The sequence below is a fragment of the Bacillus sp. FCW2 genome, assembly GCF_021228595.1.
Lineage (GTDB): Bacteria > Bacillota > Bacilli > Bacillales > Bacillaceae > Bacillus > Bacillus velezensis.
Window position 1 is genome coordinate 2,855,769 of the sequence record NZ_CP089436.1, and the last position, 16,085, is coordinate 2,871,853.

Annotated in this window: 17 protein-coding genes; 6 read left to right on the forward strand and 11 right to left on the reverse strand. The window is 46.4% G+C overall.

Features of this window, described 5'->3' with window-relative positions:
* Positions 1–20: 20 nt before the first annotated feature.
* The 3 genes from K3G25_RS14415 to malK form a co-directional block, all read right to left on the reverse strand.
* Entirely contained in the window at positions 21–1,094 is a 1,074-nt protein-coding gene (locus K3G25_RS14415) for a BMP family lipoprotein (RefSeq protein ID WP_007408665.1), read from the reverse strand.
* A gap of 401 nt (positions 1,095–1,495) precedes the next feature.
* A complete protein-coding gene (locus tag K3G25_RS14420) occupies positions 1,496–2,203 on the reverse strand; it encodes a response regulator (protein WP_003152077.1) in 708 nt (235 codons plus the stop codon).
* Positions 2,196–3,797, reverse strand: a complete 1,602-nt coding sequence (gene malK / locus K3G25_RS14425) for a malate sensor histidine kinase MalK (RefSeq protein ID WP_014418754.1) — start codon at positions 3,795–3,797, stop codon at positions 2,196–2,198. Before malK ends, K3G25_RS14420 begins: the two co-directional genes overlap by 8 nt.
* Before the next feature lie 174 nt (positions 3,798–3,971).
* Between malK and K3G25_RS14430 the strand changes: the two genes are divergently transcribed.
* On the forward strand, positions 3,972–4,529 hold the full coding sequence (locus K3G25_RS14430) for a YufK family protein (RefSeq protein WP_007408662.1): 558 nt from the start codon (positions 3,972–3,974) through the stop codon (positions 4,527–4,529).
* 14 nt (positions 4,530–4,543) lie between these two features.
* On the opposite strand, the gene K3G25_RS14435 is transcribed toward K3G25_RS14430, so the two are convergent.
* The 3 genes from K3G25_RS14435 to K3G25_RS14445 all read right to left on the reverse strand — a co-directional run bounded on the left by K3G25_RS14435 (position 4,544) and on the right by K3G25_RS14445 (position 8,187).
* Positions 4,544–4,957 (reverse strand): thiol-disulfide oxidoreductase DCC family protein, encoded by a 414-nt coding sequence (locus tag K3G25_RS14435; protein ID WP_014305710.1) that lies wholly within the window; start codon positions 4,955–4,957, stop codon positions 4,544–4,546.
* A 21-nt stretch (positions 4,958–4,978) separates the two neighbouring features.
* Positions 4,979–6,853 carry a transglycosylase domain-containing protein gene (locus tag K3G25_RS14440; RefSeq protein ID WP_014418753.1) on the reverse strand — a complete coding sequence of 625 codons (1,875 nt, stop codon included), beginning with the start codon at positions 6,851–6,853 and terminating at the stop codon, positions 4,979–4,981.
* Positions 6,854–6,942: 89 nt separating this feature from the next.
* A complete protein-coding gene (locus K3G25_RS14445) occupies positions 6,943–8,187 on the reverse strand; it encodes a multidrug efflux MFS transporter (protein ID WP_014418752.1) in 1,245 nt (414 codons plus the stop codon).
* A 150-nt stretch (positions 8,188–8,337) separates the two neighbouring features.
* On the opposite strand from K3G25_RS14445, the gene kapD reads away from it, so the two are divergent.
* On the forward strand, positions 8,338–8,955 hold the full coding sequence (kapD, locus tag K3G25_RS14450; protein ID WP_003152084.1) for a 3'-5' exonuclease KapD: 618 nt from the start codon (positions 8,338–8,340) through the stop codon (positions 8,953–8,955).
* A gap of 24 nt (positions 8,956–8,979) precedes the next feature.
* On the opposite strand, the gene K3G25_RS14455 is transcribed toward kapD, so the two are convergent.
* From K3G25_RS14455 to K3G25_RS14465, 3 genes are all read right to left on the reverse strand, one after another.
* Positions 8,980–9,366, reverse strand: a complete 387-nt coding sequence (locus tag K3G25_RS14455) for a kinase-associated lipoprotein KapB (protein ID WP_014418751.1) — start codon at positions 9,364–9,366, stop codon at positions 8,980–8,982.
* Between the two features lie 47 nt (positions 9,367–9,413).
* Positions 9,414–10,697, reverse strand: a complete 1,284-nt coding sequence (locus K3G25_RS14460) for a sensor histidine kinase (RefSeq protein WP_014418750.1) — start codon at positions 10,695–10,697, stop codon at positions 9,414–9,416.
* Positions 10,698–10,819: 122 nt separating this feature from the next.
* Positions 10,820–11,983: a MalY/PatB family protein gene (locus K3G25_RS14465; RefSeq protein ID WP_014418749.1), complete on the reverse strand. Its 1,164-nt coding sequence runs from the start codon at positions 11,981–11,983 to the stop codon at positions 10,820–10,822.
* A gap of 86 nt (positions 11,984–12,069) precedes the next feature.
* On the opposite strand from K3G25_RS14465, the gene K3G25_RS14470 reads away from it, so the two are divergent.
* Entirely contained in the window at positions 12,070–12,330 is a 261-nt protein-coding gene (locus K3G25_RS14470) for a DUF1871 family protein (RefSeq protein WP_100261976.1), read from the forward strand.
* Positions 12,331–12,354: 24 nt separating this feature from the next.
* Here K3G25_RS14470 and K3G25_RS14475 read toward each other — a convergent pair whose 3' ends face one another.
* Entirely contained in the window at positions 12,355–13,176 is an 822-nt protein-coding gene (locus K3G25_RS14475; RefSeq protein WP_100261975.1) for an alpha/beta fold hydrolase, read from the reverse strand.
* A 152-nt stretch (positions 13,177–13,328) separates the two neighbouring features.
* Between K3G25_RS14475 and K3G25_RS14480 the strand changes: the two genes are divergently transcribed.
* The 3 genes from K3G25_RS14480 (at position 13,329) to yugI (ending at position 15,588) form a co-directional block, all read left to right on the forward strand.
* The gene (locus K3G25_RS14480; RefSeq protein ID WP_003152098.1) at positions 13,329–13,829 is read left to right on the forward strand and encodes an Lrp/AsnC family transcriptional regulator; all 501 of its coding nucleotides are present in this window, start codon (positions 13,329–13,331) and stop codon (positions 13,827–13,829) included.
* Complete coding sequence (locus K3G25_RS14485) at positions 13,830–14,999, forward strand: aminotransferase (protein WP_025285179.1); 1,170 nt, start codon at positions 13,830–13,832, stop codon at positions 14,997–14,999.
* A 196-nt stretch (positions 15,000–15,195) separates the two neighbouring features.
* On the forward strand, positions 15,196–15,588 hold the full coding sequence (gene yugI / locus K3G25_RS14490; RefSeq protein ID WP_007408653.1) for a S1 domain-containing post-transcriptional regulator GSP13: 393 nt from the start codon (positions 15,196–15,198) through the stop codon (positions 15,586–15,588).
* 47 nt (positions 15,589–15,635) lie between these two features.
* On the opposite strand, the gene K3G25_RS14495 is transcribed toward yugI, so the two are convergent.
* Positions 15,636–15,872: a DUF378 domain-containing protein gene (locus tag K3G25_RS14495; protein WP_003152104.1), complete on the reverse strand. Its 237-nt coding sequence runs from the start codon at positions 15,870–15,872 to the stop codon at positions 15,636–15,638.
* Positions 15,873–16,085: the final 213 nt, after the last annotated feature.

A 16,085-nucleotide genomic window follows, 5' to 3' on the forward strand; every position in this document is an offset into this window, starting at 1 on the left:
GTCTCCTTATCCCCTGGTTCTTACTCAGCCTTGAAGGATTTCAATTCTTTTTCAGTTGAAGGGATCTCGAGCCCGTCCGCGATTTTCTTCTTCCAATCGTCTGTTGCTTTGATGACATCGTCAGAAAGGTTCTCCTTGTGATCCGAGATGCCGACTGCATCTTGCGCCAAACCGTATGTTAATGTTTTGCCGCCCGGGAATTTCCCGTCACTCGCTTTTTTCGTTAAGTCCTCTACGGCTGTATCCACTTTTTTGACCATTGATGTGAGAGTGACATTGTCTTTTGTGCCTTTGACTTGACCTTCCGCGTACTGGTCTTTATCAACACCGATAACCCATACGTTCCGCTTCGGATCTTCTTTTTTCAGATTTTTCGCTTCTGTGAAGACGCCCGTTCCCGTTGCGCCGGCCGCGTGATAAATGACGTCAACGCCTGATTTGTACATGCTTTCAGCCGTCGCCTTACCGACATCGGCTTTGTCAAATCCGCCCGCATATTTCACTTCGACGGTCGCTTTCGGATTTGCGGCTTGTACACCCGCGCGGAAGCCGATTTCGAATTTTTTGATCAATTCAGACTCCATTCCGCCCACGAATCCGACTTTTCCCGTTTTGCTCGATAGCGCAGCGGCCGCTCCCACGAGGAATGAACCTTCCTGCTCTTTAAATGTAAGGCTCGCCACGTTGTCTTTTTTGACAACGGCGTCAATGATCGCAAAATTTGTGTCTTTGCGCTGATCGGCGATTTCGCTGATGGAATCCTGCATCAGATACCCGACGCCGTAAATCAGGTCAAAGTGTTCCCGCGCTAATTTATTTAAGTTCGTTGTATAATCCGCATCTGATTTTGATTGAAGATAGTCAAAACCGCTTTTGCCTTTTGTAAGCCCGTTGTCTTTTCCGAATGCCTGAATACCTTCCCAGGCGGACTGGTTAAATGATTTGTCATCGACACCGCCGATATCCGTTACCATGCCGACGGTAAAGTTTTTGCTGCCGGAGCCGTTTGCTTTGTCACTTGAACCGCATGCGCTTAATATGGTTCCGGCCGCCGCGATGAGCGCCATCGCCATTCCGATTTTGCGTTTTTTCAAAGATATAACCCCCCTGTAAAATATGGCTGTGCCGTTCAATTCAGACTTGAGTCCCCGTACCGGATGCAGAATCGAAAAAACTTTCTGATAATAATGATGAGACGTCTCTCTTTTTCCCGCCTTGAGCGGCTGTCTCTTCCGGGTTTGGGACTTATGACTTATCTGAAAAGATCTGCTAACCAATCATAATTTATCATTTTACCCGCCATAAATAAATAGAAATTTGCTTATTTTTTAAAAAATATCAATTTTATGAATCGGCTTCCTCATCTGGATAAAACAGAGGAGGATCAGCCGGGTCATTATCCTTATATAGCATACAAAAAAGGAATCTCAATCCTTTTGTCACGGGATATGACAGTAAAAAAGCACCGTTCACAGCGGAACGGCGCTTTTTGACATTATAAATATTGTTTGATGCTGCTGACATTGCCGGTGTTGATATGATATTGAAAGACGGGTCTGCCGATCGTGCCGTACGCCATCTCTACATTCAGCACTTGTATGTCTTCCAGAAATTTAAGGTATTTCCGGATGGAGACTTGCGAGATTTCAGTATGCTTGGCGAGATCTTCCGTGGTAAAAGAGCCGTCACCGAAAGACTCAATGCTCGCCCAGATGAGTTTAAGCGTGCTTTTTGTCAATCCCTTCGGAAGGTGAACCTTTTCCGCCGCTTCTTTCTTTTGAAAAAGCTCGGCATCCAATTCTTTCTGTGTCATGCTTCTGTGTGATTGATAAACTTTCTGCTTGCGTCTGTAGTCGGAAAGAGCGGTTTGAAAGCGGTCAAATTCAAATGGTTTGATTAAATAATCGACGGCGCCGTACCGAAGCGTTTTTTTGATGACGTCCAGCTCGCTTGCGGCCGAAATGACGATGACATCAACCGATTCATTTTGCTTGCGGATTTCCGTTAAAAGCTCAAGCCCGTTTTTTCCCGGCATGTAAATGTCAAGAAGGATGAGATCGATATGATGCTCGCTCAGCACGTGCAGCGCGCTTTGAAAGGATGATGCGATCCCTTTCAGCTGAAATCCTTCAATCTGGCTGAGATAGCGTTTATTTAATTCACCCACCATGGGGTCGTCTTCAACTATGAGTACATTAATCATCATTTTCCTCCTTCGGTTCATACGGAATGCGAAGACTGAAAGTCGTTCCTTCATTCTTTTCACTTGTCACAATCATATGGCCTTTTAAATTTTCTGTTGCCTGCTGGGTGAAATAGAGGCCGAACCCCCGGTTTGTCCCTTTCGTGGAATAACCTTGTTCAAAAATACGGGCTTGGTCTGCCGCAGACATTCCGGCTCCCGTGTCCGTAATCTCTATATCAAGCTGGCGATCCTGAAACCGCATTGAGCACGTAATGTTTTTTTTCGGCATCTGCGCCACCGCGTCGAGCGCGTTGTTTAACAGGTTTCCGATAATCGTAATGAGCTCATGGATGACGGCCGGATCTGCCGCATTCGGGATCAGGCTGCCGAGCTGAATGTCCAGATCAGCACCCTGTTCGCGTATGTAGCTTTGTTTTCCTAGAAGAAACCCTGCGAGAACCGGACTTTTGACATCACTTATAATCTCGCTTGTTTCCGTCTTCTGCTGAATGGCAATGTCTTTAATGTAAGTGCCGAGATCATCGTATTCTTTTAACTGGACAAGCCCTAAAATGACATGAAGCTTATTCATGAATTCATGGGACTGGGCTCTTAATGCGTTTGCATACATTTTAACACCGGACAGCTGTTCTGCTAAATGTTTGACCTCCGTTTTGTCCCTGAACGTGGCGATCGCTCCGACGGTTTGTCCTTTCAGATGAATCGGAACCTCATTAAAGACCAGCTCAAGCCCGTTAATGCGGATATCCCTGTCCTGAAGCGGTTTTTTCGTTTCAATCACCTGTTTCAGCCGGCTTTTCGGGAGAATATCGTTCACATCTTGATCGACCGGATTAGTCGGAATACCCATTTTAATAAAAAGCCGTTTCGCTTCCGCATTGGCAAGCTTAATTTTTCCCCGCGCGTCAACCGCCAGAATGCCTTCTTTCGTTGATTCGAGCATGGCGCTCCGCTCTTCCAGCAGGGTGGCGATTTCATAAGGCTCAAGACCGTACATAATGTTTTTGACGGTGCGGGCGACAATGACGGCTCCGATGACGCCGACAAAAATACTTACGCAGATGATGAAATAAAGCGGTCTCAAACTGTGGCTGACGACATCCTGTATTTTGTTAAGCGAAATTCCGACCGAAACGACGCCCACTTGTTTTTTATCTTTTCCATAGATCGGTACGAAGGCTCTCATGGATTTCCCGAGGGTTCCCGCTGATGTGCTCGTTTTGATATGGCCGTGCATCGCCGGCTGTTCGTCTCCGCCGGTGAATTTCTTCCCGATTTTATTTGCGTCGGGGTGGGTGAGGCGGATGCTGTTCATATCCATCACCACGACAAATTCGGTACCTGTCGTATGCTGGACGTCTAATGTATAATCCCGGAGCTCTTTCAGCCCTTTTCTTGTTTGCAATGCCTGCGTGACACTCGGTGTTTCCGCGACCAGCTTTGCGGTGCGCAGCGCGGTTGTCCGTTCTTCTTCTTTCACGCGGTCTGCTGTTTGGACGCTGATCGTGAAAAAGGTGATACAAAGTGCGATAAGGACGACAATACAGACGAATATCGTTAATCGGGTTTGCAATTTTAATGTTTTTTTCATAACAGCCTTCCTTACGTTTATCATTCCCGCGTTCTACTTTACTCCGAAAAAGCCGGTTTGTGAAGATCAGGCCCTTATTTCGTAAAAGTGAGGAAAAATGGTATTTTTTATCTTGTCAATGTGTTTTAAGTCCTCCATAATAAGTGAGGTAGATTACAGAAAGGGACTTTTTATATGAAAAATACTTATTGGACGGGTTATTTTCCGCTCGTTGCGATTCTGCTTTTTAGTTCGTCATTATCCATTTCTACCTCGCTTTATGTCATGAAGATACTTCAGACGCTCGGCATGTATCAGGGGATGCTGGATTATTTCTCTGAGAAAGGGATCAGACTGGCGCTTTTTGCAGCGTTCGCCCTTGTGTATTTTATGCTTTTTTCGGCTTTGAAGCTGATTGCAAACACAGTGACAGAGCTGTCTCTTTTGTTTTTCACAAATGACCCTGAGGGGGACAATCTGAAAAAAATCAGATTAGGCTCTTTAATTTATGTAGGCGGAGGAATTCTTTCCTTTGCGCTCGTGCAGAATGGTTTTTGGATTGCGGCGTTATTTGCCGTTGTTACGCTCGTTTATTTGATTTTCATGGTGTACAGAATCTATTCGACACTCTCTATCGTTTCGCTGATCGGTTTTATATTGCTTGAGATTCTGTTTTGGTTTACTTTTGTTATCGGTATTTTGTACATCTTTATCAAGCTTTATAATAGCATAATGGCTAGCTTACCTGTGTAAGCTAGCCATTTTTGTTAAGACAGAAATCTGTTTTTGATCTCAGGGGAGGGGAGCATGCATGCTTCCCTTTTTCCGAACCATTTGTAACGGCGCCGGGCGATGAAAGAATAGGCTCTGTCCCTGAGGGGGCGGGGCACTGCGAAAAAAACCGCTGACAGCCGCCAGGCTCCGCGGAGATGACGTGAAACCTTTAACACGGCTGCGGATTTTTTGTATATCCGCCCGTTTTCGATAAAAATCATGCTGTCAAATTGTTCTGTCGGAAGTCCTTCTGATGCCAAAAGCTCCCGGGCGGTATCTGATTGCAATGAAGCAAATGAGATTTTGCCGGCCGGATCGCGTTTAATGATGAATTGAACGGCGCCGCTGCATAAGTTGCAGACGCCGTCAAACAAAAGCACGCGGTCCGGAAGCTGAGCTGGTTTCAAAGCGGATCCCCTCCGTTATCTTTAGTAAGCTGCCTGCAGCGTGTTTTTCCAGATCGAAAGCTGAGGGCTTGCGTCATGAAGGTATTCGACGCTTGACGGTGTATCCTTGCCGACCCATACCCCCATCGTATAAGCGTCCGTCAGGCCGACAAACCACATATCGTGATAGTCATTTGACGTTCCTGATTTTCCGCCGACGTACGGAGCTTTAAAGTTCGCTTTCTTTCCTGTACCGCTTTTGACGACGGCTTTCATCATTTCTTTGATCTGCATGTTGGTCCGCACGCTGAATACCTGCGTCGGCTCATCTTTCCATTTTAATATCGTTTTTCCTTTTAAATCAGTCACTTTTGTAATCGCGTGACTCGGCGTATAAACGCCGTTGTTGCCGAACGTGGTATACGCATTGGTCATTTCAAGCGGCGTCATGCCGTTTGTAAAACCGCCAAGCGCCGCAGGCAGACGGTAATCCGCGCTGACCAGCTTCGCGAAATGAAACGGTTCAAGGTAGCTGAACGCCTTATTGACGCCGACGCGGTCCATGATTCTGATGGCTGGTGTGTTGTACGAGTATTTAAACGCCGTTTCCAGCGTGACCGTGCCGTACGTGCGGTTATTATAGTTCTGCGGGCAGTAATCCGCACTGCAGAATTTGCTTGCGTCAATCTTGCTGTGTGGCGTTGCGCCGGTCTTTTCAATGTAAGGTCCGTAATCAAGCAGCGGCTTAATGGATGAACCGGGCTGTCTGTATGCTTGATAGGCGCGGTTGAAATCATATTTATGATAATCTTTCCCGCCTGAAAGCGCGATAATCTGATGCGTCTGATGATTAATCACGGCCGCTCCGCCCTGGACGCCTGCATACGGCAGATTTTGATTCACTTGGGCGACGACCTGGTTTTGCATATACGGATTCAGCGCCGTATAAATCTTCACGCCGTCTTTTAACAATGTGCTGACCCTGTCGGAAAGCTCACTCTGTATTTTTTGTTTCGCCTTTCCGGAAGCTTTTTCAAGACGTTTGTCATAGCCTTCGGATGATGAAACAAGCTGTGTGAATTCATCATTTACATAGGAAACATAGTCAGGATATTTATTTGTTTTTTCGTTTATATCAAGCTTGATCTTTTCCTTTTCGGCTTTTTTCAGCTGTTTCCCGGATATAACGCCTGCTTTTTTCAATCCGTTAAGCAATCTGACTTGTCGTTTTTTCGTATAATCAAAATGCTTGAGAGGATCATATAATGTAGGGTTATTAGGGATAGCGCAGATAAAGGCCATCTCTCCCAAAGTGAGAGATTTCAGCGGCTTGCTGAAATAAAATTGTGCCGCCGAACCGACGCCGTATACGCCGTTATTAAAATAAATCGTATTTAAGTAGCCTTCTAAAATCTCATCTTTGCTGTATTTTTTCTCAAGCTGATAGGAATAGGCCAGCTCCGTCAGTTTTCGGCTGAAGGTGCGTTCATGGCTTAAATACACATTCCTTGCCAGCTGCTGGGTGATGGTGCTGGCGCCCTGATCAATTTTATGATCTTTGAAATTGGAGGCGGCCGCCCTGACCATCCCCATAAAGTCAAACCCTTTATGCTCATAAAAATGACGGTCTTCAGAGGTTAAAAACAGCTGTTTTACCTCATTCGGTATTTTATTAAAGGGCACGATCACGCGGTTCTCATGATCGCTGACAATCTCAGAAACAAGGCTTCCGTCCCTGTCATACATGTAACTGTTTTGAACCAGGTTGATCGCTTTTAAATCAATATGTTTATCGAGCACCTGATCAAAAGGCTTGATTTGTTTTACCTCTTTGCCGGAAGCAATAACTGTAAATGCAAACAACGGGATAATGCCGAGCAGCAAAATCCATCCGATTATTTTACGTACCATGGTCACTCTCTTTTCTCCTGATTTCTAGCCATATCGTATCATTCTTTTAAGAATACGAGAAGGTTAAATTTAGAAGAAATCGTGATCGCTGCCGGTCAGCCCGCATTTGACGCTGTATCCTTTTGCAAATGTCCCGCCATCCATAAAAGCCCCGCGCCTATTAAAAAGAGAAAGGCGGTGACGTAGAAAGCAGCCGAAATGGAAAAACCGCTCGAGACCGCACCTCCGAGCAGAGGGCCGAGCACATTTCCGAGAAAACGAAAGCTGACGTTATAGCCGAGCACCTCTCCCTGGATGCTGCCCGGCGCCCTGACGCGGATTGCGGCCGTAATGCAGGGGAGCGTGCCGCCCATGACCATGCCGAACAGAAATCTGAAGACTAACAGAATGGAGAGGGAGGAGGCGAGCGCCTGCGGAATGAAAAACACCGCTGAGGCAATCAAAAGCACGATTAAGATCCGGCTGTGGCCGAAGCGGTCGCCGAAGTCCCCCCATTTCCGGGCAAGCAATAAGCTTCCGAGTCCGGTCGCTGAAAACGCCATTCCGGAGAAAAAAGCTAAATTAACAGGTCCGTGCAGCTCATTGACATATAAAGCGAGCAGCGGCTGAATGCTGAAATTGCCGGTCTGCACGATCATAGTAAGCACCATCATCGCCCAAAGCGCGGGCTGGTGAAAAATATAGGAGAGCACCTGTTTTCTGGAATAGGTTTTCCGCTTGTTTTGTTTCTCGCCGAGCGGCTGCTCATTCACCTGAAATAAAACGAGAAGCACAGATGCGAAAATGACAAAGGACGTAATAAAAAATGTGTACGTAAACCCGAAGCTGTCAGCGAGCAGCCCGCCCAGCATCGGTCCGAATAAAGTTCCTGACACCTGACCCATCTGCAGTGTGCCGAGCGTCTTCCCGGCAGTCTCTTTCGGCGTCTGCGCCGAAATCATGGCAAGCGATGTCGGAACAAAGCCTGTTACTAGACCCATAAGCAGCCGCAGGACAAACAGCTGATAAACGGATGTCACAAACCCCATCAATAAAATGCTGATGGCAATGCCGGTTCCTGTAATCAAGAGAATTTTTTTGTAGCCGCGCTTATCGCCGAATCTTCCCCAAAACGGGGAAATCACAAATGCCATTAAAAACGTGACGCCGAACACATACCCGCTCCATCTCTGCACATACCCGCCCGAATGGGGGCTGATCGTTTCGATATATAACGAAAGAAACGGAACAATCATGGTCATGCTGGCGGAAATAAAGAAATTTGTAATCCAAATGACGACGAAGTTCTTCTTACGGACAGAAATAACATCACCTTCTTTACTTTTCGTGTATCTAATCATTAGTATATAGGAATGAATCCGGTATTTGTATTTTCGATGCGGATATAGGAAAATTCATTATTTTTAGAAAATGAAGAAAGTTTCAGAGGGGAAACTGATATACTATCATAAAATATCATTTTTGATCGGAGGAAAGGCAGGTGTAAAAAAGTGGATCAGCGCAGTCTGCTCATTATTGATTTTGAATTTACGATGCCTGACGGAAAATACAGCCCGCAAAATTTCTTTCCCGAGATTATTGAAGCGGGGATTGTCAAGACGGTGAATGATGAAGTGACTGAAACGTTTTCGAGTTATATCAAACCGAAAAAATTTCCGAAGCTGACGAAACGATGCAAAACCTTTCTGAACATCACCCAAAAAGACGTGGACGGCGGAATCACGTTTAATGAATTCATCCGCAAATTAAATGAGCTTGATCCTGATAAAAACTGCACGATCGTCACCTGGGGCAATATGGATATGAAAGTGTTAAAGCAAAATTGCATGTTTAACCATATCCCTTTTCCGTTCAAAGGAGAACTTCGGGATCTGTCCCTTGAATACAAAAACTTTTTCGGCGACAGAACATTGACCGGCCTTTGGAAAGCGGCAGAAGAGTATGGCGATAAAGGGACGGGCACGCATCATAAAGCGCTGGATGATGCGCGGACGACATACAAATTATTCAAGCTTGTCGAGCGGGATAAACAATATCTTGAAAAACCGAAACCTCCGACGATCGGTGATCGCGTCGATCTGACTGAACTGTTTCGCCGGGCCACATAAAAAAACCCAATCATGCCGACTGGGTCAAGTTCTTTTAAAATAGTCACGCTCTAACGCGGCCAAGTTGGCGAGCGAACGTTCCGCCCATTCTGAGCCGTCCGCTGTAAGCTGATCTTTCAGCCGGGCAGACGCCGCTTGTAAGGAAGCCGTATAATCAGGCACCTCGCCATCAAACGGTTTGACCATCTGATGCGGTATGTTTGTCTGTTCCCCGAATGCAAGCGCTCTTCTTTCATGAAAAAACGGAACATCCGCCTGCTTCGGATGATGAAGATCTCCTTGAGCGGGATGCGTCAGAACGGCTTTAATTTTCACTAAATAGTGATTGGGCCTGATGTCTGTCACTTCCCCTATGTATGCTCCTGTTTTATAAAACCCTTTTACGATTGTGCCGATTTCAAACGTATTCATAGCGTTCACCTCTCTCTAGTTATTCTATAAAAGATCAACGCGGTTGGCTAGTGAACAGCTGCCGGAAGCCTGACTGAGGCCGTTGTGCCCGAGTGCTCGCCGCTGGTGAAACAGACGGAGCCTTCATGATGCTGAATAATCGAGAATGTCACGGTAAGCCCGAGCCCGGTGCCGTTCGTTTTCAGCGTATAATACGGCTTGCCGAGTTTCTGCAGTTCTTCATCGGACATGCCGATTCCGTTATCCGTAATCTGAATGAGAATCATCTCTTCCTGTTTTTGGACGGAGACCTCGATTCGGCCGTTTTCAGAGGGCACGGCTTCAATACTGTTTTTAATCAGATTAATGAAGGCCTGTTTCAGTTTTTTTACATCGCCGAACACATATAAATCAGGCTCGCTTCGAACCGTAACGGTCACCGATTTAAAATGGGCATAAGACTCCATTAAGGAACCTGTTTCCTTTACGAGCAGAGAAATATCAAACTTTTCTTTTTCATAGTCATCCTGCTTCGCCATATCGAGATAATTCGTAATGATCGTCTGAGCCCGGTCGAGTTCGGACAGCACAAGTTTCTGATATCCGGAGTGGGATTTGTCCTGAAGCTGCTCGCCGCTGAACAGCAGCTGCACAAAACCTCTGACGACCGTAAGCGGATTGCGGACTTCATGGGCGACGCTTGCCGCAAGCTCGCTGACGACGGCCATTTTTTCTGAGTGAATCAGCCTTGCCCGCATGGACGCATTCTCATCAATGATCTCAATCAAATAAATGCACAGCAAAAGGGCGCTGACTTGAAAAAAAACAGATACTGCCGCCTCATAATAAACGGAAGGTAGATTTTGAAAATTGAAAATATTGGTCGCGGAATAGATGAAGACAGATGCGGTTAATAAGGCGGTTTCAGTGCAGCCGATGAGAAGAGCGAAAAGCAGTTTCTTCCGCTTTGAAAAAAAAGGCCATTTCGTTTGGAGCTGGATAGGGATGATGATTAAAAAAGGAATTAAGGATAAGAAAAAAAGAGCGGAAGGTTCAAACCATATGAGCTGAAAAAAAACGGATGCCGCCCCTGCGGCAAGTCCTGCGGCGGTACCGGAATAAAGCAGGCAGACGATAATGGGAATCAGCTGCAAACCGTAACGGACGGAATGAAGCTCCTGGATGGGAAAAGCCGTACATAATAAGGAAGATGACGCTGCAAATACGGCGACCAGCAGGCGGTTCGCTCTCGGCACAAGCAAATCGGGCTTGCTGAGCCAGAAGACTTGATAAAGAAAAATAGGGAATAAAATAAAAGAGAAGTGAAGCAGGTAATCCTTTACAATCTCCATTTATGCGAAATCCTTTCCTATGTAAATATGAATCTATTATAACATCTTTACCGGAAAAAAAAGTATATATTTCTCTAAAGCGAACGCCCTTATCTCATCTGATAAAGGCGTTCTTTCCGCTGCTAAGCGAGCGCTGCTTTCATTCTCTCAAGCCCTTCTTTTACGGCGGCGGCTGAACAGCCGACATTAAGTCTCATAAATCCTTCGCCGCCCGGTCCGTATTTTGTTCCCGGCTCTAATATGATTTTCCCTTTTTTGAGCATTCTTTCTTTGAGCTCGGCATCCGAAAATCCGTACTCGCTGAAATCCATCCAGATCAAATAGGAAGCGTCAGGCTTCATCATACGGACTTTCGGCAATTCTTGTCTTAAAAAGTCCTCAGCCAATTTCATATTCCCTTCAATGTAAGGAATCAGCGCGTCAAGCCAAGGGCCTCCCTTTGTATAGGCCGCTTCGATTGCTGCAACCGCAAATGTGTTGAGGCTGGAAATCCCGTTCTGATGCAATGCGGCGGAGAATTTCGCCCGCTTATACCGATCGGGAATGATAATGGCGGATGCCTGAATGCCGGCAATATTAAACGTCTTGCTCGGCGCGACACAAGTAACGGAAATCCGCGCAAACTCCTCAGACAGAGCAGCGAAAGGCGTATGCGGCTTTCCGTACAGCATCAAGTCGGAATGTATCTCGTCAGAAACGACGGTGACGTTATGGGCGGCGCACAGCGATCCGAGCTTCATAAGCTCATCCCGGCTCCACGCTCTGCCGGACGGATTGTGGGGGTTACAAAGAATCATCAGCTTGACCTCAGAATCGTTCAGCTTTTTCTCAAGATCCTCAAAATCCATACAGTAGACGCCGTTTTCTTCCCGTAATGGGTTATGTAAAACCTGCCGTTTGTTTTCCTTGATCATCTGATAAAAAGGCGTATACACCGGTGATTGAATCAACACCGGATCGCCCGGTTCGGTAAAGGCTTGTACGGCCATGCTGATTGCCGTGACAACACCGGGACTGAACGCGATGCTTGCGGGATCGGGCCGGTAGCCGTGCCGCGTCTCAAGCCATGAAGCGACGGCTTCTCTTGTGTTTTCGTCAGGAGACGTATAACCGAATATGCCGTGGTCAAGGCGGGCTTTTAAGGCGTCAGTGACCGCTTCGGGAGCGCGGAAATCCATATCGGCAACCCACATCGGAAGCGCATCCGATACGCCGAATAACGCTTCCGCCTTGTCCCATTTCACCGATTGTGTGCCAAGACGGTTTTCTCGAAGATCAAAGTTCATGTATGTCACTCCTGTAGTATCATTATTTTGCACAGCGTATCTATGATAAAATAGAATTGCAAACTTTATTATAAGCGGTGATGAAAATGGAAGAAAGCCAAGCGGTCATGGAAATGATGAAAATCATTGCCAAGTGGGACCCGTTTAAATATGGAGAAGATTTTTATGAGACAGAAGCCGTCGATATCGTTCAGGCCGTCTACAATGAAGACCGTGCCGACAAGCTGGCAGCAGCCATTCAGGATATCTTTGAAGCTTCATTTGAGCAAAAGCTTCCGATCGAAGGCTGCCAAAAGGCCGCCGAGCAGCTTCTGTCCATAAAAGAAAGCAGCTCCTGCACCCCTTAAAAACCGGCGGTTCCGCCGGTTTTTTTATTGAATAAATTCAAAAATCCGCTCCGAAACAAACTCCGGGCGCTCTTCGGGTACGAGGTGCCCCGTATCCTTCAGTGAATACAGAATGGAATCCGGCAGGTCGTCATGAAGCCGTTTTCCGACTGAGACCGGAACGACCCGGTCTTCTTCTCCCCAGATTAAAAGAGCGGGGTTTTGCACTTTCTTCAAATCCTCGGGCTCTAAATCGCCCTCCCTGTGTCTGATAAACCTTGTCATCGCTTTGAAAATCTGGTGGTCTGTAAATGGTTTTTCGTAACCGTCAATCATTTCCTGATCGATAAGCGTCCGGTCGTGAACGACATTTAACAGGTTGTTCAGCACGCCGTCTTTTGAAAGCCAATACTTAAGATACAGGTCAAAACAAGGGAGATGCGTCCCGAATATAATCGACGGGTGCGAGCGCTTTAAATACCCCGAGCTGCACAGCAGGACGATTTTAGAAAAAAGCTCGGGTCTGAGAAGAGACGCGGATAAGGAAATCTGGCCGCCCATTGAATGGCCGATGAGTGCGGCCCGGCTGATACCGAGCTTTTCCAGAAGTCCGATCAGAAGCTTGGCGAGGTTTGCGTAAGTATATACGAAAGTCCGTGACTTTTCCGATTGCCCGAAAGGAGGCAGGTCAACGGCGATAATATCATAATGGTTTCTGAGCAGCGGGATCAGTTTTCTGAAGCTGAATGCCGAAGATAAAAAACCGTGTACGCAGACGAGTGTCTGTCTGCCGGGATTTTCATAATGCTCGTAATACAGCTCAACTCCGTCTATCGCGGCCCGTTTAATCGGTGAAACAGCTTCCATGAGAGCCTTCGCCGTCCTTTCTTTGTTGTAATGTAAAGGCTTTTTTAATTGTCAGATTTTAGCTCTGGTTTCTTTCGGGTTTTTCTTAGCATTTGTCGAAAATCGTGATATAATGTCATGAAGATTTTTGATAATGCAAAGGTGTGAAACGTATGAAGCTGACCGAAAAAGAAACAGAAATATTAGAAATTTTAGACGAAAACAGCCGCGTTGATGCGGAAACGATTGCGAAAATGGCAAACATTCCCGCTGAAGAAGTCAAAAGCATCATTGAAAAGCTTGAAAAGGAAAAAGTCATCATTGATTATGCGGCGATGATCGACTGGCGCAAAGTCGACGGTTTGGAAGGCGTCACGGCGATGATTGACGTAAAAGTCACTCCGAAACGAAATGTCGGCTTTGATGAAGTCGCTGAGCGGATATACAGATTCCAGGAAGTTGAATCAGTGTACCTGATGTCAGGGGTGTATGACTTATCTGTCGTTATTCGCGGCAACACGATGTCAGACGTGGCAAGCTTCGTGTCTGAAAAATTGTCCACCCTTGAGTCTGTCGTTTCCACGACAACGCACTTCATCCTGAAAAAATATAAGCATGACGGCAAAGTCTTTGAAAGCGGAGACGATGACAAAAGAATCGTGGTGTCTCCGTAAATGGAAACGAAGACTTCTTATTTATCTGACTACGTGCAGCAGATTAAACCGTCAGGCATCCGCAAATTCTTTGATCTGGCCGCTACGATGGAAGGCGTCATTTCACTGGGAGTGGGAGAGCCTGACTTTGTGACGGCCTGGAACGTGAGGGAAGCGAGTATTCTTTCTTTAGAACAGGGTTATACGGCTTATACGGCAAATGCGGGTCTTTATGAACTGAGAGAAGAAATCAGCCGCTACTTAGATCAGCGGTTCGGCCTGAGTTATTCGCCTGACAGTGAACTGATCGTTACTGTAGGGGCAAGCCAGGCGCTTGATCTCGCTGTCCGCGCCATTATGAATCCTGGAGAAGAAATGTTAATTCCCGAACCGTGTTTTGTCGCATATGAATCACTCGTGACCCTGACGGGGGCGAAGCCGGTGCCGATTCAGACTGTCGCTGCAAAAGGTTTCAAAGCATCAGCAGCCGATTTTGAAGCAGCCCTGACGGACAAAACAAAAGCGCTGCTTCTATGTTCGCCGTCAAATCCGACAGGTTCTGTCTATTCGAAAGAAGAGCTTGAATCCATCGCTGCTTTCGCTGAAAAACACGACTTGATCGTGCTTGCCGATGAAATTTATGCCGAGCTGACGTATGATGAGCCATTCACGAGCATGGGGGCCATCCGCGGCATGAAGGAACGCACGGTTCTTATTTCCGGCTTCTCCAAAGCATTTGCCATGACGGGGTGGAGACTCGGATTTACGGCGGCGCCTCCCGTGATCAGGGATGCCATGCTCAAAATTCATCAGCACGCGATGATGTGCGCGCCTTCCATGGCTCAGTACGCGGCGCTTGAAGGGCTGAAAAACGGCCAGGAAGACGTCGAAAGAATGAAGAAAAGCTATCGGAGACGCCGAAACCTGATTGTGGAGACATTGAACGAAATCGGACTCGGCTGCCACCACCCCGGCGGAGCATTTTACGCCTTTCCTTCCATTCAGTCGACCGGCATGAGTTCAGAAGAATTCGCGGAACAGCTGCTCATTGAAGAAAAAGTAGCCGTCGTTCCGGGGAATGTGTTCGGCCCGAGCGGCGAAGGCTACATCAGATGTTCCTATGCGACATCCATTGAGCAGATTCAGGAAGCGCTCGTCAGAATCAAACGGTTTGTTGAAAAAAGGGCATAAAAAAAGATACGAACCCGGTTCGCATCCAAATAAAAGGGGGGAATACTAGAAAGCCTTCGTAATCATAGTATACCCCCATTTTTCTGTGCTTAAACATGATCATGTGAAAAAGTTCTCTTTGCGAAAAACAAACTTGTATGATATAATTTTAAATTGCGTATAATCTGTATTTAATTTAACTTAGGAGTTGTTATGAATGGCAGCAAAATTTGAAGTGGGCAGTGTTTACACTGGTAAAGTAACAGGATTACAAGCGTATGGTGCGTTTGTTGCATTAGATGAAGAAACTCAAGGACTTGTTCACATTTCTGAAGTCACTCACGGTTTCGTAAAAGACATTAACGAACACCTTTCTATCGGTGACGAAGTACAAGTAAAAGTACTTGCGGTTGACGAAGAAAAAGGCAAAATCAGCCTTTCTATCCGTGCGACTCAAGCGGCGCCTGAAAGAAAAGAAAGCAAACCAAGAAAACCGAAAGCGGCTCAAGCTTCTGAAGAAACATCTGCTCCGCAAGGTTTCAACACATTGAAAGATAAGCTTGAAGAGTGGATTGAACAGTCCAACCGCAAAGACCTTATCAAAAAATAATCATCAAAAAAAGCACCGGATATGTATGTTCGGTGCTTTTTTTATGTTTATCTGACTTCCGGATTTGCCGCTTCCTCGCGGGATGTTTCTTCGTTCGGCTTAAACAGCAGGCCGAGATTGATCAGACCGGCGATGCCGACAAGACCGTAAATAATCCGCGACAGAGCTGATCCTTGGCCGCCGAAGATGGCTGCTACTAAATCAAATTGGAAAAATCCGATCAGTCCCCAGTTAATAGCGCCGATAATCGTTAATACGAGACAGATACGCTGAATAACACTCATGTAAACAACCTCCTCTATGAATTCGTGAAACAGTTATAGATTGTGACAAAGCAAAGAATCTATGCATACTACATTCTCCGCCGTGTAAATCACACACTGTCTCAAGCTGTACAAGTGCCTTTCCCGGGAAGCCGCTGTCTGTAAACCGCGTGATGTGCCGTCAAAAAAGCGGATTGCTTTACATTGAATGTCATCTTTCTGCATAATATAAAT